The sequence below is a fragment of the Photobacterium salinisoli genome (assembly GCF_003614885.1).
In the GTDB taxonomy this organism is placed as follows: Bacteria; Pseudomonadota; Gammaproteobacteria; order Enterobacterales; family Vibrionaceae; genus Photobacterium; species Photobacterium salinisoli.
In genome coordinates this window covers 25,433-49,591 of the sequence record NZ_QZMS01000011.1, presented here as the reverse complement: position 1 = coordinate 49,591, position 24,159 = coordinate 25,433, and the positions used below count along the sequence as shown (strand labels likewise).

At 45.5% G+C, this 24,159-nt stretch carries 25 protein-coding genes and 1 riboswitch; of the genes, 17 read left to right on the top strand and 8 right to left on the bottom strand.

Annotated features, from left to right (window positions below; all coding sequences use genetic code 11):
- Positions 1-46 precede the first annotated feature (46 nt).
- Positions 47-259: riboswitch (FMN riboswitch) on the bottom strand.
- 102 nt (positions 260-361) lie between these two features.
- The gene (locus tag D6M16_RS11380) at positions 362-1,078 is read right to left on the bottom strand and encodes a hypothetical protein (protein ID WP_240435598.1); all 717 of its coding nucleotides are present in this window, start codon (positions 1,076-1,078) and stop codon (positions 362-364) included.
- A 496-nt stretch (positions 1,079-1,574) separates the two neighbouring features.
- On the opposite strand from D6M16_RS11380, the gene D6M16_RS11375 reads away from it, so the two are divergent.
- The 9 genes from D6M16_RS11375 (at position 1,575) to D6M16_RS11335 (ending at position 10,336) form a co-directional block, all read left to right on the top strand.
- On the top strand, positions 1,575-1,769 hold the full coding sequence (locus D6M16_RS11375) for a hypothetical protein (RefSeq protein WP_027251300.1): 195 nt from the start codon (positions 1,575-1,577) through the stop codon (positions 1,767-1,769).
- Between the two features lie 213 nt (positions 1,770-1,982).
- On the top strand, positions 1,983-2,264 hold the full coding sequence (locus D6M16_RS11370; protein WP_120512027.1) for an HlyU family transcriptional regulator: 282 nt from the start codon (positions 1,983-1,985) through the stop codon (positions 2,262-2,264).
- Between the two features lie 382 nt (positions 2,265-2,646).
- A complete protein-coding gene (gene pntA / locus D6M16_RS11365) occupies positions 2,647-4,185 on the top strand; it encodes a Re/Si-specific NAD(P)(+) transhydrogenase subunit alpha (RefSeq protein ID WP_120512026.1) in 1,539 nt (512 codons plus the stop codon).
- A gap of 14 nt (positions 4,186-4,199) precedes the next feature.
- Positions 4,200-5,579: a Re/Si-specific NAD(P)(+) transhydrogenase subunit beta gene (pntB, locus tag D6M16_RS11360; protein ID WP_120512025.1), complete on the top strand. Its 1,380-nt coding sequence runs from the start codon at positions 4,200-4,202 to the stop codon at positions 5,577-5,579.
- A 224-nt stretch (positions 5,580-5,803) separates the two neighbouring features.
- On the top strand, positions 5,804-7,243 hold the full coding sequence (gene vxrA, locus D6M16_RS11355) for a sensor histidine kinase VxrA (RefSeq protein WP_120513133.1): 1,440 nt from the start codon (positions 5,804-5,806) through the stop codon (positions 7,241-7,243).
- Positions 7,218-7,886, top strand: a complete 669-nt coding sequence (locus D6M16_RS11350; protein WP_120512024.1) for a response regulator transcription factor — start codon at positions 7,218-7,220, stop codon at positions 7,884-7,886. Before vxrA ends, D6M16_RS11350 begins: the two co-directional genes overlap by 26 nt.
- Positions 7,883-8,746, top strand: coding sequence for a DUF2861 family protein (locus tag D6M16_RS11345; RefSeq protein ID WP_240435597.1), 864 nt, complete (start codon positions 7,883-7,885; stop codon positions 8,744-8,746). The genes D6M16_RS11350 and D6M16_RS11345 overlap by 4 nt, the downstream gene beginning before the upstream one ends.
- 77 nt (positions 8,747-8,823) lie before the next feature.
- Positions 8,824-10,104 carry an NnrS family protein gene (locus D6M16_RS11340; RefSeq protein WP_338048220.1) on the top strand — a complete coding sequence of 427 codons (1,281 nt, stop codon included), beginning with the start codon at positions 8,824-8,826 and terminating at the stop codon, positions 10,102-10,104.
- Positions 10,105-10,177: 73 nt separating this feature from the next.
- Entirely contained in the window at positions 10,178-10,336 is a 159-nt protein-coding gene (locus tag D6M16_RS11335; protein ID WP_081669192.1) for a YoaH family protein, read from the top strand.
- Between the two features lie 72 nt (positions 10,337-10,408).
- Here the strand turns inward: D6M16_RS11335 and nadE are convergent, their stop codons facing one another.
- On the bottom strand, positions 10,409-11,245 hold the full coding sequence (gene nadE, locus D6M16_RS11330; RefSeq protein ID WP_120512022.1) for an ammonia-dependent NAD(+) synthetase: 837 nt from the start codon (positions 11,243-11,245) through the stop codon (positions 10,409-10,411).
- Positions 11,246-11,425: 180 nt separating this feature from the next.
- Between nadE and D6M16_RS11325 the strand changes: the two genes are divergently transcribed.
- On the top strand, positions 11,426-11,962 hold the full coding sequence (locus D6M16_RS11325) for a nicotinate-nicotinamide nucleotide adenylyltransferase (protein WP_120513131.1): 537 nt from the start codon (positions 11,426-11,428) through the stop codon (positions 11,960-11,962).
- A gap of 64 nt (positions 11,963-12,026) precedes the next feature.
- The gene (locus tag D6M16_RS11320) at positions 12,027-12,575 is read left to right on the top strand and encodes a hypothetical protein (RefSeq protein ID WP_162940996.1); all 549 of its coding nucleotides are present in this window, start codon (positions 12,027-12,029) and stop codon (positions 12,573-12,575) included.
- An 85-nt stretch (positions 12,576-12,660) separates the two neighbouring features.
- Here D6M16_RS11320 and D6M16_RS11315 read toward each other — a convergent pair whose 3' ends face one another.
- Positions 12,661-13,338 (bottom strand): AraC family ligand binding domain-containing protein, encoded by a 678-nt coding sequence (locus D6M16_RS11315; protein WP_120512020.1) that lies wholly within the window; start codon positions 13,336-13,338, stop codon positions 12,661-12,663.
- A gap of 194 nt (positions 13,339-13,532) precedes the next feature.
- Between D6M16_RS11315 and D6M16_RS11310 the strand changes: the two genes are divergently transcribed.
- A complete protein-coding gene (locus D6M16_RS11310) occupies positions 13,533-14,642 on the top strand; it encodes a 1-acyl-sn-glycerol-3-phosphate acyltransferase (protein ID WP_120512019.1) in 1,110 nt (369 codons plus the stop codon).
- A 32-nt stretch (positions 14,643-14,674) separates the two neighbouring features.
- Here the strand turns inward: D6M16_RS11310 and D6M16_RS11305 are convergent, their stop codons facing one another.
- Both D6M16_RS11305 and D6M16_RS11300 read right to left on the bottom strand, forming a co-directional pair.
- Positions 14,675-15,226 (bottom strand): OmpA family protein, encoded by a 552-nt coding sequence (locus D6M16_RS11305; protein ID WP_120512018.1) that lies wholly within the window; start codon positions 15,224-15,226, stop codon positions 14,675-14,677.
- 78 nt (positions 15,227-15,304) lie between these two features.
- Positions 15,305-16,228 (bottom strand): LysR family transcriptional regulator, encoded by a 924-nt coding sequence (locus tag D6M16_RS11300; RefSeq protein ID WP_120512017.1) that lies wholly within the window; start codon positions 16,226-16,228, stop codon positions 15,305-15,307.
- A gap of 103 nt (positions 16,229-16,331) precedes the next feature.
- On the opposite strand from D6M16_RS11300, the gene chrA reads away from it, so the two are divergent.
- Positions 16,332-17,528 carry a chromate efflux transporter gene (gene chrA, locus D6M16_RS11295; protein ID WP_120512016.1) on the top strand — a complete coding sequence of 399 codons (1,197 nt, stop codon included), beginning with the start codon at positions 16,332-16,334 and terminating at the stop codon, positions 17,526-17,528.
- A 131-nt stretch (positions 17,529-17,659) separates the two neighbouring features.
- Here the strand turns inward: chrA and D6M16_RS11290 are convergent, their stop codons facing one another.
- Complete coding sequence (locus D6M16_RS11290) at positions 17,660-18,205, bottom strand: YceB family lipoprotein (protein WP_120512015.1); 546 nt, start codon at positions 18,203-18,205, stop codon at positions 17,660-17,662.
- A gap of 185 nt (positions 18,206-18,390) precedes the next feature.
- The gene (gene rpoS, locus D6M16_RS11285) at positions 18,391-19,266 is read right to left on the bottom strand and encodes an RNA polymerase sigma factor RpoS (protein WP_051287881.1); all 876 of its coding nucleotides are present in this window, start codon (positions 19,264-19,266) and stop codon (positions 18,391-18,393) included.
- 395 nt (positions 19,267-19,661) lie between these two features.
- Between rpoS and D6M16_RS11280 the strand changes: the two genes are divergently transcribed.
- Positions 19,662-20,288, top strand: a complete 627-nt coding sequence (locus D6M16_RS11280) for a LysE family translocator (RefSeq protein ID WP_120512014.1) — start codon at positions 19,662-19,664, stop codon at positions 20,286-20,288.
- Positions 20,289-20,314: 26 nt separating this feature from the next.
- A complete protein-coding gene (gene cutA, locus D6M16_RS11275; RefSeq protein ID WP_120512013.1) occupies positions 20,315-20,638 on the top strand; it encodes a divalent-cation tolerance protein CutA in 324 nt (107 codons plus the stop codon).
- A 9-nt stretch (positions 20,639-20,647) separates the two neighbouring features.
- Here the strand turns inward: cutA and D6M16_RS11270 are convergent, their stop codons facing one another.
- Positions 20,648-22,291: an electron transfer flavoprotein-ubiquinone oxidoreductase gene (locus D6M16_RS11270; RefSeq protein WP_120512012.1), complete on the bottom strand. Its 1,644-nt coding sequence runs from the start codon at positions 22,289-22,291 to the stop codon at positions 20,648-20,650.
- 169 nt (positions 22,292-22,460) lie between these two features.
- On the opposite strand from D6M16_RS11270, the gene D6M16_RS11265 reads away from it, so the two are divergent.
- A complete protein-coding gene (locus tag D6M16_RS11265; RefSeq protein ID WP_120512011.1) occupies positions 22,461-23,213 on the top strand; it encodes an electron transfer flavoprotein subunit beta/FixA family protein in 753 nt (250 codons plus the stop codon).
- A complete protein-coding gene (locus tag D6M16_RS11260; RefSeq protein WP_120512010.1) occupies positions 23,210-24,139 on the top strand; it encodes an electron transfer flavoprotein subunit alpha/FixB family protein in 930 nt (309 codons plus the stop codon). Before D6M16_RS11265 ends, D6M16_RS11260 begins: the two co-directional genes overlap by 4 nt.
- Positions 24,140-24,159: the final 20 nt, after the last annotated feature.

Genomic DNA, 24,159 nt, shown 5'->3' with positions numbered 1-24,159 from the left:
AAGCCAAAGGCTCGCTGAACATAATGTAAAAGCAAGAAACAAATCCGCTGATTCTCTTCCATCCGGACTATAACCGTCGGCTCTGGACTCGCTGCATGCAGTTGAACACGAAGTTTCACCAGATCTGCTGACCTTCATCCACACTGAGTGTGATTGCGATGAAGCGCTCGCGGGCTTCTGTCGAAACAAGCTTGGCTTTACTTGCCTGCCTCGATCAGTTACCGCCGGTGGGGAATTTCACCCCGCCCTGAGAATTCCTGCCGATAATAATGAAATCAATGAGCAAAGAGCAAGACTGGAATCACGTTAAACAATATTTATCAGTTCAATCCGCACAATTGCTTGTTTTCTGCTCATGGAATCAGCTCACAGAGGGCGTTTGTGTTGGGGTCTTGCTATTGAGTAAGTGGCTCATCCACTTTACCACTAACGGCATGGCATAGATTGGAAGCTGAAGTGCACCAACAAGAATGAGATAGTCAGGGCCTAATGCAGATCCGGCAACGGTATAAGTCAGCAAGACGTTCCGGTTTGCAGAAGTGATGCCCGCAAGGAGACCATTCTGGACATTTTTCCGCATAAACAGAAGAAAACCAGTGGTAAAGAACAGCAGACATATTGCAATACCGTAACCAAAGTAGAGTAATCCTTGCTGCCATGACTGATCGACAAATTCACGAAAATCCGCCACCAAGCCCATGGGAAACGCCGGTACCAGCAAAATGGTCACTTGCGCAATTTTACTGTGTGTTCGCTGAATAATGTGGGAAGGAACGTAGCGATGACACAGTGCTGAGAGCAGCATAGGGCCAAAAATGAAAATGACCAGTCGCTGGGAATACGTGATCAGATCAAGACTGAAGCTGTCATGCCGGAAAACAATCAGATTGATACAGAGAACAACGGGCATCAGCAGCGTGGTGGCAATTGTCATCGCCATGGCTGTCATGACATCCAGTCCGACTGAGCGTGCTATGGCCGGAGTGGCAAACAATGAACCGGTTGCCGCAACTGCTGAAATGGCCAGGATCAATGATGATGAAGCACCCAAAACAGAGGCAATGAAGGTTGAGAGCATTGACAGAAGTGCAGCATGATAAAAAGCGTAAACCCAGATTTTCGGCTGAAATAAAAGGCTGATTAAAGCGTTTTGTTTTATCCCAATCAAAGTAAATAACATCAAAAAGAAAAGAATGTAAGGCAAATAAGGGAAGATTGCAGTAGAAATCGCTGGAAAGGAAAATCCAATTAAAGCGGCAAGTAATAAAAGTACTGATGAGTGTCTCGCAAGCAGGGATAACATCTTACATCCTGTGTGATTGTTAATTAGTTGTGATTTATGGTCGGGCTTGATCTGGTAACACGCTATTTAGGCATTTATTGATACCATTTCATGACAGATTATTCATCTCTTCAGCGTATATATTTTTTACAGTCATTCAAATTGAAACTTTTGTTTAACAGATTAGATTTTTTTATGATTTAATGGAAAAAATGTCATTTTTAGTTCAAAAATCAACCGGTTACTATTTGCCCTGTAGAACAACATCTTACCTATCAATATTGAGGCAATCATGGCACAGGCAATGCATTTCGACACCATTACAAATCAGGACGTCATGGAGAAGAAAGCCTATTCGCTAAACATCAAAGGATTGATTGCACACGCACTGGATATTTTGTTACCACGTCAGCAGGTATCCGTTAAGACTTATCAGGTTTCTCATCTGCCAGTTCATCTGCAGAAAGACATTGGTCTGATTCGATAAGCATGTTACTTGCAAGACAACATAAACGCCGGCCGAAAGCCGGCGTTTTTTTTGTGTTAATTTTTCTTATGTGAAAGTGGTGTAAGTTCGTGGTGAGTAACACTGAGTTAGAACATTTTCATCATAATTATCAGTTTTTAATCTGTTTGGGTTTATTTTACATAGGCATATGGCATGATAGTGTCATTAAATATATCGGAAAGGAGTGGTTTCGTGGGTTTCTGGTCAAAGCTCTTTCGAAGAGAAACGGCAGATTCGAAAACGCTTGAAGTAACACCTGAGGAATATAAAGGGTATCTCATTTACCCTGAGCCTATTTCCGAAGGCGGGCAGTTTCGGATTGCTGGCAGGATTTGCAAAGAATGTGAAGGTGAGCTTAAAACACACACTTTCATACGGTCAGATCTACTGGCAAGTAAAGCGGATGCGACAACATTTATGGTGAATAAAGCCAAGATGTTTATCGATCAGACTGGCGATGCCATGTTCCGGTAAATGAGTGCATTGTCTGAAGGAGTAAAGACGCTGCGCTGAAATGAATGTTTAGAGACCGGTACTTTTTATCAGGGAGCCGGACCCCGGTTATTGCTCATTCTGTTTTTTGCATGGCTGGTGGGAAACCCTGAATGTTGTTGGGAGAAAACGGTAATCTTGGGTGCGTAGTTCATTCTCTTGCAGTGTTGGGCTGATGAATGAAATTGACTACAGAGCCTGGATTTACCCTTAAATTGTTGGTGTCATTAACTTCTGATAAGTCAATAACATCCGTTGTTTAATCTCAAGTAAAGAGTGTTGTATTGGTTCCATACTCAGCCGTTGCGATACTGGGAATTGGATACTAAATGTGTACATTTTTGCTACTGTTCAGGGAATAACGATGCAGATAGGTGTGCCTAAAGAAATACTCGCGAATGAAACGCGAGTGGCTGCGACGCCGAAAACGGTCGAACAGCTATTAAAAATGGGGTTCAGTGTTGCTGTTGAACATGACGCTGGTATTCACGCAAGTTTTGATGATGCTGCTTTTGAAGCTGCAGGCGCTAGTGTCGTGTCTACGGAAGAAGTGTGGCAGTCAGATCTGATATTTAAAGTAAATGCCCCCAGTGATGATGAGATTGCTCTTCTGAAAGAAGGGGCCAGCCTGGTCAGCTTTATCTGGCCGGCGCAAAATCCAGAATTGCTGAAGAAACTTTCCAGTAAAAATATCAATGTAATGGCGATGGATTCAGTGCCGCGTATTTCACGTGCACAGGCCCTGGACGCATTGAGCTCAATGGCAAACATTGCCGGTTATCGTGCCGTCGTTGAAGCTGCCCACGAGTTTGGACGTTTCTTTACCGGGCAGATCACTGCAGCAGGTAAAGTACCGCCAGCAAAAGTGCTGGTTGCCGGTGCAGGGGTTGCCGGACTAGCCGCTATCGGTGCTGCGGGCAGCCTGGGTGCCATTGTGCGCGCCTTCGATGTACGCCCTGAAGTCAAAGAGCAAGTGCAGTCTATGGGTGCTGAATTCCTTGAAGTCGATTTCAAAGAAGATACCAGCACAGGTGATGGCTACGCGAAAGAAATGTCAGATGAATTTAACAAGGCCGCCGAGCGATTGTACGCTGAGCAGGCGAAAGACGTTGACATTATTATCACTACCGCGTTGATTCCCGGTCGCCCGGCACCTCGTCTGATTACGCAGGAAATGGTTGATTCCATGAAACCCGGTAGCGTTATCGTTGACCTTGCAGCTGCCAATGGAGGTAACTGTGCTTATACGGAAGCCGATAAAGTTATCACTACGCCTAACGGCGTAAAAATTATCGGTTATACCGATATGGTCAGCCGTCTGCCCAACCAGTCATCCCAGCTCTACGCGACTAACCTGGTTAATTTGATGAAGCTGTTATGCAAAGAAAAAGACGGCAATATCAATATCAACTTTGATGATGAAGTGCTGCGCGGTTTAACCGTGGTGAAAGAAGGTGAACTCACCTGGCCGGCACCACCCATTAAAGTATCTGCAGCTCCTCAGCAAGAAAAAGCGGTCGCGGCGCCTGTCACCAAAGCAGAAAAAGCGCCAATGGCGCCAGCCAGAAAGTATGGTTTGATGGCTGCGGGGGCGTTATTGTTTGGCTGGGTCGCTAACTATGCACCTGCTGAATTCCTTTCTCACTTTACGGTTTTTGTTCTGGCCTGCGTGGTGGGTTACTACGTCGTATGGAACGTGACGCATGCATTGCACACACCACTGATGTCAGTGACCAATGCTATCTCCGGTATCATTATTGTCGGTGCCTTATTGCAGATTGGTCAGGGAGTTGGCGTCGTGTCCTTCTTTGCCTTTATTGCTGTTTTGATCGCAAGTATCAATATTTTTGGTGGCTTTACTGTCACTAAGCGGATGCTTGAAATGTTCCGTAAAGATAAGTAAGGGAGTTGTTATCAATGTCTGCAGGAATTGTTCAAGCGGCCTACATTATTGCTGCTGTCCTTTTTATAATGTCGCTGGCAGGACTCTCTAAACAGGAATCCGCAAAGTCAGGTAATTACTTTGGCATGGCAGGGATGGCCATAGCATTGATTGCCACTATTTTTGGCCCCGAATCAGCAGGTACTGGCTGGATTATTCTGGCCATGATTGTGGGTGGTGCCATTGGTATCCACTATGCCAAGAAAGTTGAAATGACACAGATGCCAGAGCTGGTTGCTATTCTTCACAGTTTTGTGGGTATGGCTGCTGTACTGGTTGGTTTCAATACATTCCTTGACCATGGTGAACCACTGACTGGTGCGATGTTAACCATTCATTTGGTTGAAATTTTCATCGGTGTGTTCATCGGTGCAGTGACCTTTACAGGTTCAGTGGTGGCTTTTGGCAAACTTCGCGGCACAATGTCATCCAAGCCTTTGATGTTGCCTCATCGTCATAAACTGAACTTGCTGGCTGTTGTGGTTTCTCTTGTTTTACTGACAGTGTTTGTTGACCCGGATCCATCGATATTCCCACTCATTGTTGTGACAATTATCGCTTTAGCATTCGGTTATCATTTGGTCGCATCGATAGGTGGTGCAGATATGCCGGTTGTCGTGTCAATGCTGAACTCCTATTCAGGATGGGCAGCAGCGGCGGCTGGCTTTATGCTGGCAAATGATCTGCTCATTGTGACGGGTGCTTTGGTCGGCTCTTCAGGTGCGATACTGTCTTATATCATGTGTAAGGCAATGAATCGTTCATTTGTCAGTGTTATTGCAGGTGGTTTTGGTACAGATGGCTCTGTTTCTACCGGTGATGAAGAAGTGGGCGAGTACCACGAATCCTCTGCGGAAGAAGTTGCAGAAATGCTGAAAGATGCTCGTTCAGTGATCATCACACCAGGATACGGTATGGCAGTTGCGCAAGCGCAATATCCGGTCCATGAAATTACAGAGAAACTACGGGCAAAAGGAGTGGAAGTCAGATTTGGTATTCATCCGGTTGCAGGTCGTTTGCCTGGCCACATGAATGTGCTGCTGGCTGAAGCGAGAGTCCCTTACGATATTGTCCTGGAAATGGACGAAATCAATGAAGACTTCTCAGAGACAGACGTTGTGCTGGTGATCGGTGCTAACGATACGGTTAACCCGGCAGCAATGGAAGACCCTGGTAGCCCGATCGCCGGTATGCCAGTTCTGGAAGTGTGGAACGCGAAACACGTTATCGTATTCAAGCGTTCAATGAATACCGGTTATGCAGGTGTTCAAAACCCATTGTTCTTCAAAGAAAACACTCAGATGCTGTTTGGTGACGCCAAAGAGAGTGTTGAGAACATTGCCCGCTTTCTGTAAGTAACTCAGTAAACGACTCACTAACGCCGCTTAAAGTATTGAGCGGCGTTTTTCTTTTTTGGTGTCTGATGCGAAAGCTTCAACAGAAAAGCGAATGAATAGCCTGTAATCTGGGGGCTGATTGCTCCGTGAGGATGGCGAGAATGCGGAATCCCTTTATAGTTATCTGATCTAATGACAATTTTCTGACAATACTGAACCGGTGAATGTTAAACTTCCGCGCTATGAAAAAGTATGTGCTAATAATTTCTATTCTGTTTACAGGCTCCCTCAAAGCGGAGACGGAAAGTTTGCCTGATCGTATGTCAGCGGCTCGTGCTGAATTGCTTTCCAGTAAACCTCTGGCTACATACGATTTTCGTCAGTTACAAAGTCGTTACCCGACACCCTTGCTGTTGCCATCTAGTTTGTTGCCGCAATCAGCAAAGTACCCGCTATCGGCGTTGCGACACCTTTATCAAAATTCGGAAACCTGTAAGGGCCCTTGGCCCGTCAGCCCTTTGGTAACACATCCTGTCGTTTTTACTCGCGCGATGTGTAACAGCGTTGTGTTACCAAGAGGCTGGTTTGTACGTTCTGGCTATGTTCATCCAGGCGGTGGGAGTTATGCTGCGCGTTACCTGGAAAAGTTTCCAAACCGTAAAAAAGAACTGGAAAGCTACTTACACATTCAGGAACGTGATCTAGCAGCGACAGGCACTGTGCTGGGACGATTACAGCGGATGAGCAGTGAAGAAATCCGTGTGTTTATTGCCGGTGCGGAAGCTTTCATCTCCAATGGTGAGCTTTGGATCCGCAATGGGAATGAATACCATGTCTATGATCAGCCTACATGGTCCCAGGCACTGGCAAAGCATGATCTGCACTTTACGCGTTTGGTTGCCACTGACTTCTGCTTAGTCAAAAGTGGCAACATTTGCTGGCAGGAAGAAGATAAGTCGTACCTGACGACATATTTGCTTGCAGGGTTGCTGGTTGTCAATATCGGCTTGCTTATGGGCTGGGTGATGTATCGCTGGCGTATTCGCCGACGTGCTATGCAGGAAAGAATGCTGGTCCTGCAAATCCTGACTCACGAGCTTCGCACACCTATCGCAAGTTTGAGCATGACGGTGGAAGGTTTTCGTCGTCACTTTGATGCTTTGCCTGAAACCCTATATGATGAGTTCAGACGATTGACCGAAGATTCACGCCGATTAAGGCAGTTGGCCGAGGCCAGTAAGGATTACCTGCAGGCGAATCATCAAGAATTGAGTGTTCAGAATCTGGAGTCTTTTAATGAATGGATTGAATTTATTGCAGAACCATATGATGTGACATTGTCACTTCCTGAGGACCGTGGCGTCAAGGTCAATATGTACTGGCTTGGAACCTGTATTGATAACTTGCTGTCCAATGCTCACAAATATGGCCAAGCCCCGATTGAATTAACATCATCGTTCAAAGATGGAAAATTGATTGTCATAGTTAAAGACCAGGGAAGTTTAGGTAGTAAGGATTGGGCCCGACTGAGAAAACCCTTTGTGAGTGAAAAAGGTTTAGGGTTGGGACTGACAATCGTTGAATCGATGATCCGTCGAATGGGTGGGCGGATGAAATTAATAGGTCCGCCAACCACTTTTATTTTGGAGATACCGTGTGAATCAAACTCTGCTACTGGTTGAAGATGACCGCAACCTTGCTGATGGTTTGCTCGAATGTTTGAAAGAAGCAGGCTATGAGTGCCTGTATGCTGACTGTGCAACCAATGTTGAACCTTTGTGGGCGCAAGCCGATCTGGTTGTTCTTGACCGCCAACTACCCGAAGGAGACTCGCTGACTTACCTTGACGGTTGGTTAAAGCTGAAATCGGTTCCAGTTATTCTGCTTACAGCAATGGTGTCCGTGAATGATAAAGTCATCGGGCTGGACTCAGGCGCCAAAGATTACCTGACGAAACCTTTTGCCGAAGAAGAACTGCTGGCCCGTATCCGTGTACACTTGAGAAATGGTGAGTCTGAATCGCAAAATGCTAACCTTATTTCGATTGGTGAAACACTGATCAACCTGGAAAGCCGTGAAGTGAAGCAAAAAGGGGACTCTGTCACCCTCACTCGCACCGAATTTGAACTGCTTGTTTTCCTTGCTAAACATTCAGGCAGGGTGTTTACCCGCGACGAGTTGCTCGATCAGGTGTGGGGGTATAACCATTATCCAACAACACGTACTGTCGATACTCATATCCTGCAGTTACGTCAGAAACTGCCTGGTATTGAGATAGAAACGCTGCGCGGTGTTGGCTATCGGATGAAAGCACCGCAAGAATGAAATCGCTGTGGGTAACACCTGTCTTTGGGATCGTGACATGTCTGTTCATGATCCCTCAGGCATCGGCTAAATGGTTTGTGGGTAAGGATCTCTATACTGTCGCGCACCAGCGGTTACTGGAAGGGAACACGGCTGCCAGTTTCGAGACTATGGTTCAGGCCTGGCAGCAGCTTCCTTCTGAGGAGCAGCAGGCTAATCTGAACGATTTATTGGAGCTTGCCATCACAGAAGATTGCGGTTTCAGTCTGAAACAACGAAGTCTTCCTGAGTGGCTGTCTAAAGTAGCTGTTCGACGTGAGGTGATCCAGAACCTGAACCAGGTATTACTGAGGTTGTCTGTTACGGGAATTACTCAGGCTAAACAGCTTGATATAACGTTTTCCCGCTGGCCAGACACGCAATTCAGTATGCCTGCGGCTTCTATTTCTGAGAATGGTCAGTTTGTCTCTGAATCCCGTCGTTTAGATGAGCCCTTAGCTGCAGGTCTTTATCAGTTGAAAATAACGGCAGGTAGCGAGCGCAGCTGGAATTCCTGGATAATACTGACCAAGCCGGATCCGAAACAGAAAATTGGCTGGAAAGACAGTAAAAACTGGCGTATTGAGCGCGAAGTGATACCCAATTCAACGTGCCCGTCGCCTGTATTGTCGATGAATTTGTTTGATTTGAACGACACAAGCTGGAGCCCTATCTGGACTCAGGATGTCGATGGAAAATTACCGACAAGTTTGCCGGCGATTGATGTGCCTGATGGCCGTTACTGGTTGAGTGTCGGACTGGTTGAAAGCCGCTGGCAGGGGGACATCTCTATTTTGGATATTCAAAGAATAACACGGCCGGTTGATTATCCTGATTTTTAACAGTCTATACCGAGTAATAGTCTGTTGCGTAACCTGAAACGATAGCGCAGGTTTGACCACCTGAAACCAAGGCCACAGTGTCTTGGTTTATTGTTTTATATCAACCTGCCTCTGTCATATTTGTCTATGATGTCTTTTTTACTGTAAGTAGTGAAAAGCACATGCAAATTGTAGATAAAGCTTCCGCACTGAAGATCCCCCCTTTTTTACGTTTGGCGTTTCGGCCCTTTTTCCTGACTGCCAGTCTGTTCTCCGTTATCACAATGGTAATCTGGGCGGGTTTTTGGTCTGGTTTTATACTGTTCCCTATGTACGGCAATCCAGTGTGGTGGCACAGCCATGAAATGCTTTTTGGATTTACCGGTGCGGTGATAGTTGGATTTCTGCTGACAGCAGTACAAAACTGGACAGGTCTTCCTGGTATCAGCGGCTGGAAGCTGGGGCTGGTGTTTGCAATATGGTTGATTGCGAGAGTGTCGTTGCTTGTTATGGTTCCCAATGTTGTCTGGATGATACTTGACCTGCTCTGGCTGGCTATGGCACTTCTTTTCCTCGCGATACCAATAGTTCGGCTTCGCCAGTGGCGGAATGTACTTTTTCTGCCAGTGCTGTGTTTGTTGTTGCTTCTAAACGCTCGTATGCATGGAGCGGTATTGGGTTGGACTGATGTTCCGCTGACCACTGTGGCATTGCAAACTACCTTGTTAATTGCTGTGCTGATGACTGTCATGGGAGGCCGTGTTATCCCATTTTTTACGGCGCGAGGCACACAAACCGACCCTATCACACGTGTACTTTGGCGTGAACATTTAGCTCTGTGGCCTATGTGGGCTGTATTCCTGTCATTATTGCTGATTTCCCCAGAGTTGCCTTCAATGTGGTTTGGTGGCTTGTGTATGTTTGCGGCATTAGCGCAAACTCCGCGTCTGGTACGTTGGCGAACAGGCAGAACTTTTGGTATCCCATTGTTGTGGATGCTTCATTTCGCCTATTACTTTACTGTTTTGGGCGTATTCCTGTTAGGTGTCAGTCAGGTTTATCCTCAGCAATTACCCTACAGTATTTCACTGCATGTCATAACAGTCGGGGGCATAGGAGGCATGATACTGGCGATGATTGTCAGGGTCTCACTAGGGCATACAGGAAGGGCATTGCAGACAGGGAAGCTGATTCTGGCAGCTTTTGTTATTTTGCTTCTGGCTGTGTTAGTCAGAACGTTACTGATAGCTATTTTCCCGCAGCTCGTGCAACACGCTTACATACTATCTGCATTATTGTGGGCGGTGGCCTTTGGGGTATTTAGCATTGTGTTCTGGCCGATACTCACTCAGGCTCGTGCTGACGGGCATCCGGGGTAGGGGAATTATCAATGACAGGCTGCCAAAGAGTCGTTAGAATGGCCTCCCTTTCAATAAGTGTACAGGATTCGTTATGTTTGGTGATTCGTCAATTTCTTTAACTCACGAAGAACAGCAAGAAGCGGCAGAGCGAATTCATGAGCTGATGGCGCAAGGCATCAGTAGTGGAGAGGCGATTCAAATTGTTGCTGAACAAATTCGCCAGAGTAAAAGTGCGGATAAGAGTCAGTAATCATCACAGTCAGACTTACAAAAAGGGCTTTGCATTAACGCAAAGCCCTTTTGCTTTTCAGCGTCGGTTCGCTTAATCCTGATCGTAAATGGTCGGGATTGGCTGTCGTTTATGCTGGGTGGCTTTATAAATGCCGATCAGTTTCTCTTTCACTGAATCGCTGACAGCTTTACCTTCAAGAAAATCATCAATTTCGTCGTAAGTCAGTTGCAGTGCCTCTTCATCCGTCTTTTGAGGTGTCAGGCATTCAAGATCGGCAGTTGGCACTTTGTGAACAAGTTCTTGCGGTGCGCCAAGATAATCTGCAATTTGTCGTACCTGGCGTTTGCTCAGGCCGAACAGTGGTGCCAAGTCGCAAGCGCCGTCGCCCCATTTGGTATAAAAGCCGGTAATATTCTCAGCTGAGTGGTCAGTACCCAGGACAAGTCCACCGACCAGACCGGCAATCTCATACTGTGCCACCATACGGGTACGTGCTTTAACATTCCCTTTAACAAAATCGATTTTACTATCATCTTGCGGAATAAGGTTGGTGCCGGTCAGAGCATCCAGTGTAGCTGCATGCGTTCCATCCACACCGGGCTTGATATTAACCGATACTGAATGCGTAGGGCGGATGAATTGTAATGCCAGCTGGGCTTCATCTTCATCGTGTTGCTGGCCATAGGGCAAACGAACAGCGATGAACTGATAGTCTTCTGAGGCTGACTCAGCATTAAGGCCATCTACCGCGAGTTGAGCTAACCGACCACAGGTAGTGGAGTCGACCCCACCACTGATACCCAGCACTAAAGATTTGCAATGCGCTTGTTTTAGTTTGTGTTGAATAAAAGCTACGCGGCGCTGAACTTCAAACTCAGCGTCTATCACTGGGAGTACCTGCATTTCTGCACGGATAAGCTGTTCCATGACATCAATCCTCTGCGCTTTGACCAATTTCTGGGCATTCAAAACCGAATACTGGTGAAAGCGGTAAAATGTATTAAACCTTTGACGAAATCATGCGATAACTCTTAAGTAGGATCAATGCTGATTGAGAAAGAAATTGGTATTTTTATTTCGTACAGAGGGGAAAGAGGCAACAGGAGTATGACAAAAAAGATCGCAGTATTTGGCAGCGCATTTAATCCTCCCAGTTTAGGGCATAAATCTGTGCTGGAACGGCTATCCCATTTTGATCAAGTTTTACTGGTTCCCAGTTATTCTCATGCCTGGGGAAAAGTCATGCTTAATTATGACTCTCGTTGCACTATGGTTGCTGCTTTTATTGAAGATTTAAATGTTCCCAATTTATCTCTTTGTCGAATAGAGGAAGCAATCTCACAAAATGACAAACCAGTGACTACCTATGATGTTATGCATTCCCTGCAAAATGAACATCCGAGTGCGGAGCTGACTTTTGTTGTTGGACCTGATAATTTTTTAAATTTTTCAAAGTTTTATCGTGCGAAAGACATTTTAAGTAATTGGCAGGTTCTCAGCTGTCCTGAAACGGTTCCCATTCGTAGTACTGATGTTCGTGATAATATTGTCAAAAACAGGCCGATTTCACATTTAACCACCCCGAGTGTGGTTAGAATAATTATGTCACAGCATTTTTATGTCTCTAATGATGGTCAAAAATAAACCAATTGGTGTTTCTGTCGCCTATAAGCATAAAGTACGTAAAATTTATTATTAAGGGTGTTTCGTGAATCGGGTTATTCGAAAATTGCATGTTGCTCTTTTGCAGATCGGGCTGTTGTCTTTTTCGTATTCTGCATCCGCTTTACCTTGCCACTTTTATAGTCAGAAACAGCTTAAAAGTTTGTCCGAAGACGACAGAGGGGCTTACTTACTGAGCTGTTTTCAGCCCCTGACGTTGGGCAAAGGGGGCGCGTATTCCACCCAGGCTTTGCCGCCAGCCGAAGACAGTATGCGCTGGGATGAAGCCGAAAAGCACTATGATAAAGACGCATCATTTTGGGATGACTGGCAATCTGGATCCAGTGGGCCAATGCTCAAAGATAACTCATCGTCTGCTTTCTATGGTCTGGGCTTGTGGCTTCCTAAAAAATACGAAAGTCTGGATATTATGACGCTGCAAGATGCCAAAGAGTGGGTCATGAAACACGGTGTCATGATGAGTTTTGGACTTGGCTCAGAAGACGGTCAATCGACCAAATACCGAATCGATTACATGTGGCATGAAGATGAGCGGGATGGTGTCATGCTGCAGGTAGATATTCCGCTTAAATAACCATCGTTTAATACTCACCCGGCTATCTGTAACCAGCTACCTGTAAAAAGGTAGCTGGGTGTTTTTGTGAGATTAAGCCGAAGCTTTAAAATTGGTAGTTAGCAAGAGTTTGGCCAAGTGCTTGCAAATGGTCTAATTGGCACTCAAGTTCACTGGCTACCTGCTCTGCATTTCTTCCGGAACGAGATAGTCTGATAGCTTCACGGACGATAAGACACGCTTCAAGTTCACGTACGCTCATCCCCAGAATGGCTTCGATTGATGATAGGTCTTCATCAGATCCGGGTGATTGTCTTTGAAGCAGGTTTCTCAGCACAGATTGCTGTTTGCCAGTCAGAGCAGGACAAAGTTGTTGCGTTGCAGGTGAAAACTTCGCCGTTTGATCAACTATGACTGCGAGTATCCGTCCTATGGGGCTATGATTGGTTTGAGACTGTTCTTGCGTTTGGCTCAGCTCCTGCAGCAAAGCGTTCAGAAGTGGTGTTACAGTCACAAAGCCTGCTTGCTGACACAGTGGTTGCTGGAGGCGGGCAGAGAAATGAATGATGTCATAACGACAGCCCGGAAATACGGTTAAAGCATGCAGGCACTCAAAGGGTACCCAAAATCCGCTACCTGCGGTTAATGTGAACTCCTGTTTGCCCAGCCGTAGCAGGGCGACACCTGCATTGACAGTAATCAGGTATGCGGTAACATTTTTTCTGCGAGGGCCCACGGCCAGCAGGGACTGTTCAACCTTTGTATATTCAATTGCCTGGTTCATGTTGTTCCTCTGAGTCAAAGCCCGCACATAGTGTTCGGTTTTACCTTCAGGGTCAAGACGGGCAGTGCCTGGGCCAGTAGGAAGAAAGTTTTCTGGTCAGACCTCCAACCATCAAACTGTTTGGGGTCGATCATTGGGTAATCAATCAAATCTGCGTAGAATGGCGCGATTTTAAAATTAGATGAAGCAACATAGTGCAAACAAATAACGATATTTATAAAGATATACGCCCCTACAATGACGATGAAGTCAGTGGTGCGATTCAACGCTTAATCAATGATGACGAATTCATCAACGCTATCCTTAACTACCGGTTTCCGCAGTTATCGGGTGTGTTTGGCTGGCTGCTGCGTCCATTGATAAAACGCTTTCTTGTCCGTAAATGGTCAAGTGTTAAGACAGTAGAAGACGTTCAGTTACAAGTTGCCAAATATATGGCAGCGACCATCGAACATTCCTGTGACGGTGTCACACATTCTGGTTTAGATAAACTGGACCCCAATAAAGCGTATCTGTTCATCTCCAATCACAGGGATATCGCAATGGATCCGGCCATGGTGAACTGGTGCCTTTACCACAATAACCTGAACACAGTCCGTATCGCGATTGGTGACAATCTCCTGAAGAAGCCCTGCGCAACAGAGCTGATGCGTTTAAACAAAAGTTTTATTGTAAAACGTTCAGTCAAAGCGCCACGTGAAATGATGAAAGCACTGGGTCTGCTGTCTGACTATATTGCCAACTCTATTGAAACAGGTCACTCGATCTGGATTGCTCAGAAAGAGGGACGTGCGAAAGACGGGAACGACAGGACTGATCCTGCTTTGCTGAAAATGTTCTACATGGAAGGCCGCAAACGAAAACAGTCATTTGCCGAATTCATGACTCAGCTCAATATTGTGCCTGTGGCCATTTCTTATGAGAATGATCCCTGTGATTTGGCAAAGGCAAACGAACTGAATGCCAAGCAGACAACGGGTAGCTATGAAAAAGGCGAGTTTGAAGATATCGAAAGCATTGTACAGGGCATAGTCGGAGAAAAACGACGTGTTCACGTAAGTTTTGGCGATGTGATTGATCAACCTTTCGACACTCCAGAGCAACTGGCTGAAGAAATCGACCGTCAGATAACGGGTATTTACCATTTATTCCCTGCAAATTACATTGCCGCTGGCATTAAAGACGATTCAGTCACTGAAAGTGAAGAAGCAAAGTTTAACAGCAAGCTGGCTTCTCAACCGGAAGGTGTGGCAGACATCATCAAGAAAATGTACGCATTCCCGGCGTTGAAAAAACAGGGATAAATTGGACACATTGTCCTGCAAAGAGCTGTGGTTCAGAATTTTCCGTCCTCATCTGAGGCATTTAATGTTCTGACCACAGTTTCTGGCGAAATGACTTCAACCCGGCTGTTCGATCCGGATGTGGCAGGATCACCGTTACCCTGGGCAACGACCTGAATACGTTCTTCTTCAATCCCAAATACAGATGCAATATAAATCGCTACGCTGAACGCCCTTTCATACGATAACGCCATATTATCTTCTTCGTTATCGCTTTCAGAACTGTGCCCAATGATGATGACGTTACTGTCAGGGTGCTGTCTCAGTCTGACTGCAATGGGATCAATTTTCAGCTGCTCACGTGGTGAAATTTCAAAGCTGCCGTTGTCAAAAAAGACGGTGTCACTGACTTCAGGAATTTCGGTTAGGATTGCTTTGGGTGGCGGTGGTGGCTCAATTGCCTCTTCAACCGTTGCCGGCGTACTTGTGACTGCCGGAGACGGTTCAGCTTCTTCCTGAGTGGCACAGCCAGCCATGAGCAGTACCCCTGATAAAAGTATGATGTGAAGACAGTTTTCCCGGATGTAAGCTGAAAGAGTTAACATGGCTGCTCACCTGTAAGAACTACCTATAGGTGTAGAACAGTAAGTCAGGTTCCTCAACTGCAGTTCTAAGACGTGGCTTCACAAGGACGACTGACGAGGCGGGAAGGGGTGGCTGGTCATCCATTCCGCCATAAAGTCGATAAAGGCCCTTACTTTGGGGGCCAGGTACTTATGGCGCGGATAGACAGCGTACATGGGAAGTGCTAATTCTGGTTTCCAGTCTGCCAGCACTTGGGTTAATTGCTGAGTTTCCAATTCATCGTGGATCAGGTAGGTAGCCAGATAGGCGATACCTGCGCCTGCTTTTGTCGCCTCTAAAACGGCCGGCGCATTATTGATTCGGTAGCTGCCTGTGACCCGGACTGATTCTTTCACACCTTCTTTTGAAAAGTCCCACTGAACATATTTTCGATCCCGGCTCTCATAGGTAATGCAATTGTGCTTGCGTAAATCTGCAGGTGTTTTGGGTTTGCCGTGTAGAGCGATATAGTCCGGAGATGCGACAACGATGAATTCGCAATCGACGAGTTTTTTCGCAACCATGCCTTCAGGCGGGTGTTCGTGAATAGCAAGCCAGCAATCAAAACCTTCTTCCAGCAGGTTAGGGCGATGGTCAAAAAGACTGATTTCCAGCTCAAGATCAGGGTGAGCCCGCTGAAACGCGACCATCGCCGGTGTGATATTGGTGTTTCCAAATGACTGGGCAACCCCTATTCTGAGTACGCCTTTTATTTCATTTCTATACCCGGCAACCAAAGCTTCTGCTTCTTTTACGGTATCCAGTAGTTGCTGCCCGAATTCGGCATATTGCAGGCCAATATCAGTGAGGGCAACAGTGCGTGTGCTGCGCTGAACTAATTGACAACCCAGGCGTTCTTCAAGGAATCGAATTTGCTTGCTGACCTGTGATTTAGAAATGCCAAGGCGTTCAGCGGCACGTGTGAAGTTCTGTTCGTGACTGACAGTGGCTAGGATCACCATTTGTTGCAAATTTTCTAACATCAAGGGTTTACCTGTAATACTTCATACATAAATAAGAGATAAAATTGTCATACTTAGTTTCACTGTTTGCTAGTGTAAACAATCACAATTTGATTCGGTAGTTATGATCCAATATTCATTTAAAAGAAGGCTGGTTTCTTCACTTGAACCCGTATTGCAGGTGTTCTGTTCATTTCTTGTTTTAGGGTTAGGCAGCTTTGGTGGGCCAGTTGCCCATATAGGTTATTTCCAGCGTTCATTTGTGCAGAAGAAACAGTGGCTCTCAGATACTGAATTTTCTCAGGCTACGGCGCTGTGCCAGTTCTTACCCGGTCCGGCAAGCAGTCAGTTAGGCATGTTTATTGGGTATCGGAAGGCTGGCTATTTTGGCGCACTGGCGGCATTTCTCGGCTTTACTTTACCTTCTGCAGCCTTGTTAACTGTGCTCGCCATTCTGGAGAACAAAGACTACCAGTCAGAATGGGTGGGGCAGATTATTCAGGCGGCAAAATTGCTTGCGGTTGTGGTTGTGGCTGATGCTTTGTTCAGTATGGTTAAGAAAAACCTGACAGATAAACTGACCGTTTGCATTGCTGCAATGACAGCCATCAGTGTTTTTTTTACTCATGGATTAAGCGGTCAGTTGTTACCGATACTGCTGGCTGCAGGCGTGGGCTGCATCCTGTCTTTCATGCAAAATGAACCGACTGACAAAACGGTGCTTCCGTCCTCTCCGGGAAAGCCCAATTTCGTCATTCTTACTGTCTTCCTGCTGCTTTTGCTGGGGCTGCCATATCTGGCTGTTACCTCGAAAGAATGGGCAGTGTTTAATAATTTCTACCAGGCAGGCAGTTTTGTCTTCGGAGGAGGACACGTTGTTCTTCCCTTACTGGAACCTCTGGTCCAGCAATGGATTGATGCAAATACATTTTTGAGCGCTTATGCTTCTGCCCAGCTTGTTCCTGGCCCAATGTTTACCATGGCGAGTTATCTGGGCGCAGCGTCGCTACCTGAAACGGCTGTTTGGGGAAGTGTGCTGGCAACGCTGGCTATTTTTTTACCGGGGAGTTTGCTTCTTTTTGCTTTTTTGCCTGCCTGGCAATCATTATTGCAACATCCCCGTTTACGCCTTTCAGTGAAAACAATTACTGCTTCTGTTGTTGGTTTGTTGGCTGCAGCTTGGGTTGACCCGGTTATCACATCTTCAATATCGAACGCTTGGGACATATTGGTCATTGTTATCGGCTTCGGTTTACTGAAAAAACAGCTACCAGTGTGGTGTCTGGCGATGATGTTTATTGGCTACAGCTTTGTTATCTAACACTTTTCGCTCAAGTAGCGGAAAATGGTAGTATATAACTTAGTGCACTATAACTTTTAATGTTGCAACAAAATAAAAACACTGAGCAGTGTTTACTGTCTCAGTGCTTTCATTACATAAACACCGTCTTGTCAGATTTGAATCACCAGGGAATGATTCTTGATTTTGAGTTCTGGTCTGGCTGTTTTCAGAAGCGATTGCTTAAAGTCGTCTTCTTGTAGTTTGTAGACGGGTATCTTCAATAGATACTGTCCTACGATCTCGATTAAAGGAGAAAGTACCTGGGTACTGGCAAAAGGACCTAGCGTATTTGGGGTAATATCCAAAGATTCTACTTTCAAATTATTCAGGTAAACAGCCCCCTCACTTTTATCGTAATAGGGGATCGCACTGAAATTGACATTGATAGCTACTTTTTGCTGAGGTTGACCCTTGATACTGATATCTGCTTTGGATTTTGCTTCGAGATTAATGCGATCCGATGCCGAACGACCAATGCCGACTTTGATGTCGTTAAACAGAACATGAGCCTGAACAAATCCGCCAAACCCAACCTTTTGCTCAACACGCGCCTGTTTATCAAGGTAATTTTGTACTTCTTTTTCCGTAATACTATAACTGGCACAAGAAGTCAGTAAAACGACAGAAGCGAGGAAACACAGTTTTCTGAATATCATGATCTCTACACTGCTAACTGAATGGGTTAACCCAAATTATGAGTAAAATACAAATGTCTGCCAAGCAATTTGGCGGTAAGGATTTTTGCTTTATGGTTACAGGAAGGTGTCAGAGCTTTGTCAAATACTGTCAAAAGAGAAAAGCCTGGCAGATTACCAGGCTATATCGGTGTAAAAACAGTCAATTACGCTGTTTCAGAAAACAACATTTCCAGACTGTAGTTCTCACGCTGAAGGGCATTTTTCAACTTATTCAGCGAGCTTACCTGCAGTTGACGTATACGTTCACGGGTCAGGCCCACTTCCTCAGCCACTTCCTGAAGAGTCTGCGCTTCGTAGCCAAGTAACCCAAAACGGCGACACAGTATTTCTCTGTCTCGTTCATTCAGGCTTTTCAGCATAGTCAGAGCGAGTGCATGAATGTCTGACTGATCCATCGACGCATCCGGAGCGGTCATATTGGTATCAGCGATGAAAGCTGCAATGGAATTTGAGTTGCTGTCGTCCGACAACGACTGATCGATAGAAACCACCGGTGTGTCGTAGGACAGGACTTCTGAGATTTCATCTACAGATTTCTGCATTTTTTCAGCAACCTGCTCGTGAGTAGGTTCCTGATTACTGTTTTTCATCAGCTGTTTGTGCGTACGAAGTATAGTGTTGATTTCCTTTGATACGTGAACAGGCAGCCGGATGGTTCTTCCCTGGTTGTGTATCGCACGTTCAATGGTTTGTTTAATCCACCATGTTGCGTACGTCGAAAAACGGAACCCACGTTCAGGATCAAATTTTTCAACAGCAGTAATTAAACCAATATTACCTTCATCGATTAAGTCGCTAAGTTGCATCGTGCTGCCCCGATATTTCTTAGCGATACTGACCACCAAACGCAAATTACTCTCAATCATGACAGATTTTGCGTGTGGGTCACCAGCAAGACTTTTACGACTGTATTGAACTTCTTCTTCTTTACTGAGTAGTGATTTATGCGAGATTTCCTGCAAATACAAATGAATAACATCAGTATCAAAGCTACTTACTTCCTGTGTATTGACATCCATATCTGGTCCCCTCTACAAGGCTTGAGCAAGCTAACTATTTTTTCGTGTTTTTATTGCAGTACCAGAAAACACTAACACACAGATGTTACACAATCTATTCACAGGAAACACAAAGTTGCCATATAGGTATACTTATTTGTTATTAAGCGGTTTGAATTTCATTCTTTTTGTTCTTAAAAGGAATAGTTAACATGAGTGTCAATATTCAGGTCCGTAGCAAATTACAGCATGAGATATGAGATTCTTGATTTTTTATGAAATTTGATGCTTTATATTCCTTTATGATCGGTGTGATTTCAGTAGGTAATCAGATAAAAATATCATTTGATTAACCTTTGTTATTTTATGGTCTTTGCGTGAAAATCAAATGCACGCAACATTAAGGTGAAGATAAAATGGAATTTCAGACACTTTTACTTTTTGCTCTGGCCTCAATCAGTCTCAACTTAGTACCGGGTCCAGATGTTATCTATATTGTGTCGAACGCTATGCGCGGAAAAATGCAATTAGGTATTCAAGCAGCTCTGGGGCTGGGGATAGGGTACTTGGTACATACACTGGCAGCTGTGCTTGGTCTTTCAACGATTATACTCAGCTCTGCTTTTTTATTTAGCGTAATAAAATATTTAGGAGCAGCGTATTTACTTTATTTGGGGGTTTCGTCAATCAGAAACAGCATTCGCGGAAAGAGCCAGCTGACAGCTTCCGCACCAGTAAAATCAACATCGAATGTGTTTATGCAAGGTGTGATTGTCAGTGTTCTGAATCCTAAAGTTGCGTTATTTTTCCTGTCCTTTTTACCTCAGTTCATTGATGTCAGCGCTGGCCAGGTCACAACACAACTGTTGATCCTGGGTTTACTGTTCAGCGTTTTAGCCACATGCATCAACTTACTTTACGCTATGTTGGGTAGCTTTGTTTTTGGTAACCCTAAGATGTCAGGTTATGCAAAAGCGATTGAGGGTGTTTCTGGTGGTTTACTGGTTGCGCTAAGTGCAAAAGTGGCACTGACGCAGCGTTAAGCCGTTTAAACAGTAAGGTGGGGCAGATGTTAGAAAAAGGGTATTGTGTCGTGCTGACGACGTTTTCAGATGACAAGGTGGGTGAGGTAATCATCCATTCTTTGTTGAACAAGCATCTGGCTGCCTGTGTTCAGGTGCAGAGTATTGACAGTTATTATCACTGGAAAGGCAAAATCCAGTCTGACAAAGAAAAGCTGGTTGTCATTAAAACAACGCAAGACAAGTACTCAGAAGTCGAAGCCGATATCCTGGCGAATCATAATTATGAAACGCCGGAAATCATTTGTCTGCCTATTGAAGCCGGTTATCACGCCTATCTTGATTGGGTGCGAACTGAGACGCACCCGTGAGTTGATCACTCACATAGAGCGATAATTGGGACCGCTACCGCCTTCAGGTGGGGTCCATACAATATTCTGGGACGGATCCTTTATATCGCATGTTTTGCAATGGATGCAGTTTCCGGCATTTATTTGGAATCGTTTCTGTGCGTTACTTTCTACAATTTCATACACACCAGCCGGACAGTATCGCTGGCTAGGCTCGGCATACTTGTCCAAGTGCATTTTTATTGGTAGCGCTTTATCTTTCAGTATCAAGTGGCATGGCTGGTTTTCATCATGTTTAACGGTTGATAAAAAGACAGAGGAAGCCCGGTCAAAACTGAGTTTTCCGTCTGGTTTTGGGTATAAGAGTGGTTTAGCTTGGTTAATTGTTTTCAGGGTTTGATAGTCTTGTTTTTCATCCCGAAATGAAAACAGGCTCTTTTTTAGCACATTGAATTCTAACGCTGCGATGGCTCCACCAAGTAATGTTCCCAAGCGATGGACTTGCGAAGTGAAGTTTCTGGCTTCGTATAGTTCCTCTTTCAGCCATGAATTCTCGAACAACGAATGATAATCGGATGAAGTGTGCGAATGGTTAACGGCTAACTCCGAAAAAACAGCCTCAGCCGCGAGCATGCCAGATTTCATTGCAGTATGAGAGCCTTTAATTTTTGCACCGTTTAGCGTTCCAGCATCACACCCAATCAGTAATCCGCCAGGAAAGCTTTGTTCCGGCAGTGAGTGCAGCCCGCCCTTTGTAATAGCACGTGCCCCGTAAGAAAGTCGTTCTCCGCCGTTTAACACAGAGGCGAAAACCGGATGGTGTTTCATTTGCTGAAATTCATCAAAAGGGCTGAGATATGGGTGTTGATAATTCAGATCGACCACTAAACCGACTGACACTAGATTACCATCAAGGTGGTACATAAAGCCGCCACCTGAGGTGTGAGTATGACTAAGTGGCCAACCGGCAGTATGTACGACAAGTCCAGCCTGGTGCTGTTCTGTCGGAACTTCCCACAACTCTTTAAAACCAATTGCGTAATGCTGGGGTGTTTTGCCTTTATCCAGTTCAAAACGTTCTATGATGGCTTTGCCTAAGTGCCCGCGCGAGCCTTCAGCAATAATCGTATATTTTGCTTCAAGTATGATACCCGGCTGAAAACCTGGTTTTTCATTACCGAGATTATCGCGCCCCATATCAGTCGTCATGATCCCAGCCACTGCACCTGAGTTGTTGAAAATTAACTCAGCCGCAGCAAATCCCGGAAAAATGGATACTCCCAGCGCTTCGGCCTGTTGAGCCAGCCAGCGGCATAATTCACCAAGACTGATAATAAAATTCCCATCATTTTGAAGCGGGGAAGGAACAAGCGCTGAAGGGATACAAAACTGATTGTACTGATTGGAGAGCCAATACATCTTATCGTTCTGGGCCTGGGTATGAAGTGGTGCCTCACGACTTTGCCAATCAGGGAAAAGTTCGTTTAATGCTCTGGGCTCAAAGAGGGCACCAGAAATGATGTGCGAGCCTACTTCCGCCCCTTTTTCGATCACACAAACCGATAACTCTTTCTCACTATCTTTCGCCAGTTGCATAAGCCTGCATGCTGCTGATAACCCCGCTGGACCGGCTCCGACAATGACTACATCAAACGCCATGCTTTCTCTTTCCATGCCCCATGTCCCTTTTATTCAATCTATGACTAACTGTAGTCCAGTTGACGTAAACGTAAACCCGAACCACACTCAATGCAAAAGACATCTCCGGGCTTATGACTGCCCGATTGAGCAGTCATTTCTCTGTATTTCTTCATTAACATATTGATTTGCAAAGGAGCTACCAGTGAAAGTGTTAGTCGCAATCAAAAGGGTGATAGACCCGTATGTGAAGATCCGTGTTAAATCCGACGGCTCAGGCGTTGAGCAACATAATGTGAAAATGGCCATTAATCCTTTTTGCGAAATTGCCATAGAAGAAGCAGTTCGTATGAAAGAAGCCGGCTCGGCCAGTGAGGTGGTGGTAGTCAGCATAGGTGACAAGAATTGCCAGGAACAACTCCGTACTGCTTTAGCACTTGGCGCAGACAGAGCCATTCACATCGAGGGGGCTACACAAGCTGAACCTCTGAATATTGCACGCATTCTTTATGCCCTTGTAAAAAGTGAATCGCCTGATCTGGTGATTATGGGTAAGCAATCAATTGATTCAGATAATAATCAAGTCGCTCAAATGTTATCTGCCATGTCTGGTTTTCCTCAGGGGACTTTCGCTTCAAAGATTGATGTCGATAACGGTTTTATCAAGGTTACCCGAGAAATTGATGGCGGTTTGGAAACGGTCAAGTTACGGCTTCCTGCGGTAGTCAGTACCGATCTCCGGTTAAATGAGCCCAGATATGCCTCATTGCCCAATATCATGAAAGCGAAGCAAAAACCGATGGAGGTTATCAGCTTGGATAACCTTGGAGTGACGCTGTCACAAAATCAGGAAATTCTGGCAGTCTCATCACCTCCTACTCGCCAGGAAGGGACAAAAGTAGGTTCAGTTTCCGAGTTGGTTGATAAATTAAAAAATGAAGCCAAGGTGATCTCATGAGTGTACTTATCATTGCAGAGCACGATAATCATACGCTATCACCCGAGACATCCAAGGTGATAACTGCGAGTCAGTCACTTGAAAGTGATTGTCATGTCTTGGTCGCGGGTTACCAATGCCGGGATGTGGCAGAGCAGGCTGCTGGCATTGAGGGTGTGAGTAAAGTACTTCTGGCCGATCATCCTGTTTACACACATTGGCTGGCTGAAAATATGTCAGCGCTTATCGCTGAGGTATCAGCCGATTATTCTCACTTACTTATGGCAGCAACGACCACCGGAAAAAACGTATTACCGCGTGTAGCCGGCCTTCTGGATGTTGGATTACTGGCAGATGTAGTCAGCATCGAGTCTGCCGATACCGTAATCCGGCCGATATATGCAGGTAATGCACTGGCCAAAGTAAAGTCGCTGGATAGTAAAAAGCTGATTACTGTGCGTGCTTCAGCATTTGACTCTTCAGCCACAAGCGGGGAATCGGCCCCGATCGTCGAAATAGAAAAAGTGATCGAATCGCCTAACTCTGAATATGTGTCCAGTGAAATTACACAAAGTAGCCGCCCAGAGTTGCCCGCTGCGCGTGTGGTGGTTTCCGGTGGCCGGGGGCTTGGAGATAAAGCGCATTTCGCAATGATAGAAAGGCTTGCGGATAAACTTGGTGCTGCAGTGGGGGCTTCTCGAGCTGCTGTCGATGCGGGTTTTGTATCAAACGATCTGCAAGTGGGCCAGACCGGTAAAATTGTTGCGCCAGAGCTCTATATTGCTGTGGGTATTTCAGGCGCAATACAGCATTTGGCTGGGATGAAAGATGCGAAAGTGATTGTCGCAATCAACAAAGATCCTGATGCGCCAATCTTTGATATAGCTGACTATGGGTTAGTCGGTGACCTGTTTGAGATTTTACCCGAGCTCATCGAAAAGCTTTAATGTGAAAGGGATCAGGAGTG

Bases quoted from the DNA above. Each gene is read 5' to 3' on its own strand.
- D6M16_RS11380 (WP_240435598.1), bottom strand. From the start codon at position 1,078: ATGCTCTCAACCTTCATTGCCTCTGTTTTGGGTGCTTCATCATCATTG.
- D6M16_RS11375 (WP_027251300.1), top strand. From the start codon at position 1,575: ATGGCACAGGCAATGCATTTCGACACCATTACAAATCAGGACGTCATG.
- pntA (WP_120512026.1), top strand. From the start codon at position 2,647: ATGCAGATAGGTGTGCCTAAAGAAATACTCGCGAATGAAACGCGAGTG.
- pntB (WP_120512025.1), top strand. From the start codon at position 4,200: ATGTCTGCAGGAATTGTTCAAGCGGCCTACATTATTGCTGCTGTCCTT.
- vxrA (WP_120513133.1), top strand. From the start codon at position 5,804: ATGAAAAAGTATGTGCTAATAATTTCTATTCTGTTTACAGGCTCCCTC.
- D6M16_RS11345 (WP_240435597.1), top strand. From the start codon at position 7,883: ATGAAATCGCTGTGGGTAACACCTGTCTTTGGGATCGTGACATGTCTG.
- D6M16_RS11335 (WP_081669192.1), top strand. From the start codon at position 10,178: ATGTTTGGTGATTCGTCAATTTCTTTAACTCACGAAGAACAGCAAGAA.
- nadE (WP_120512022.1), bottom strand. From the start codon at position 11,245: ATGGAACAGCTTATCCGTGCAGAAATGCAGGTACTCCCAGTGATAGAC.
- D6M16_RS11325 (WP_120513131.1), top strand. From the start codon at position 11,426: ATGACAAAAAAGATCGCAGTATTTGGCAGCGCATTTAATCCTCCCAGT.
- D6M16_RS11315 (WP_120512020.1), bottom strand. From the start codon at position 13,338: ATGAACCAGGCAATTGAATATACAAAGGTTGAACAGTCCCTGCTGGCC.
- D6M16_RS11305 (WP_120512018.1), bottom strand. From the start codon at position 15,226: ATGTTAACTCTTTCAGCTTACATCCGGGAAAACTGTCTTCACATCATA.
- D6M16_RS11300 (WP_120512017.1), bottom strand. From the start codon at position 16,228: ATGTTAGAAAATTTGCAACAAATGGTGATCCTAGCCACTGTCAGTCAC.
- chrA (WP_120512016.1), top strand. From the start codon at position 16,332: ATGATCCAATATTCATTTAAAAGAAGGCTGGTTTCTTCACTTGAACCC.
- D6M16_RS11290 (WP_120512015.1), bottom strand. From the start codon at position 18,205: ATGATATTCAGAAAACTGTGTTTCCTCGCTTCTGTCGTTTTACTGACT.
- rpoS (WP_051287881.1), bottom strand. From the start codon at position 19,266: ATGGATGTCAATACACAGGAAGTAAGTAGCTTTGATACTGATGTTATT.
- D6M16_RS11280 (WP_120512014.1), top strand. From the start codon at position 19,662: ATGGAATTTCAGACACTTTTACTTTTTGCTCTGGCCTCAATCAGTCTC.
- cutA (WP_120512013.1), top strand. From the start codon at position 20,315: ATGTTAGAAAAAGGGTATTGTGTCGTGCTGACGACGTTTTCAGATGAC.
- D6M16_RS11270 (WP_120512012.1), bottom strand. From the start codon at position 22,291: ATGGAAAGAGAAAGCATGGCGTTTGATGTAGTCATTGTCGGAGCCGGT.
- D6M16_RS11260 (WP_120512010.1), top strand. From the start codon at position 23,210: ATGAGTGTACTTATCATTGCAGAGCACGATAATCATACGCTATCACCC.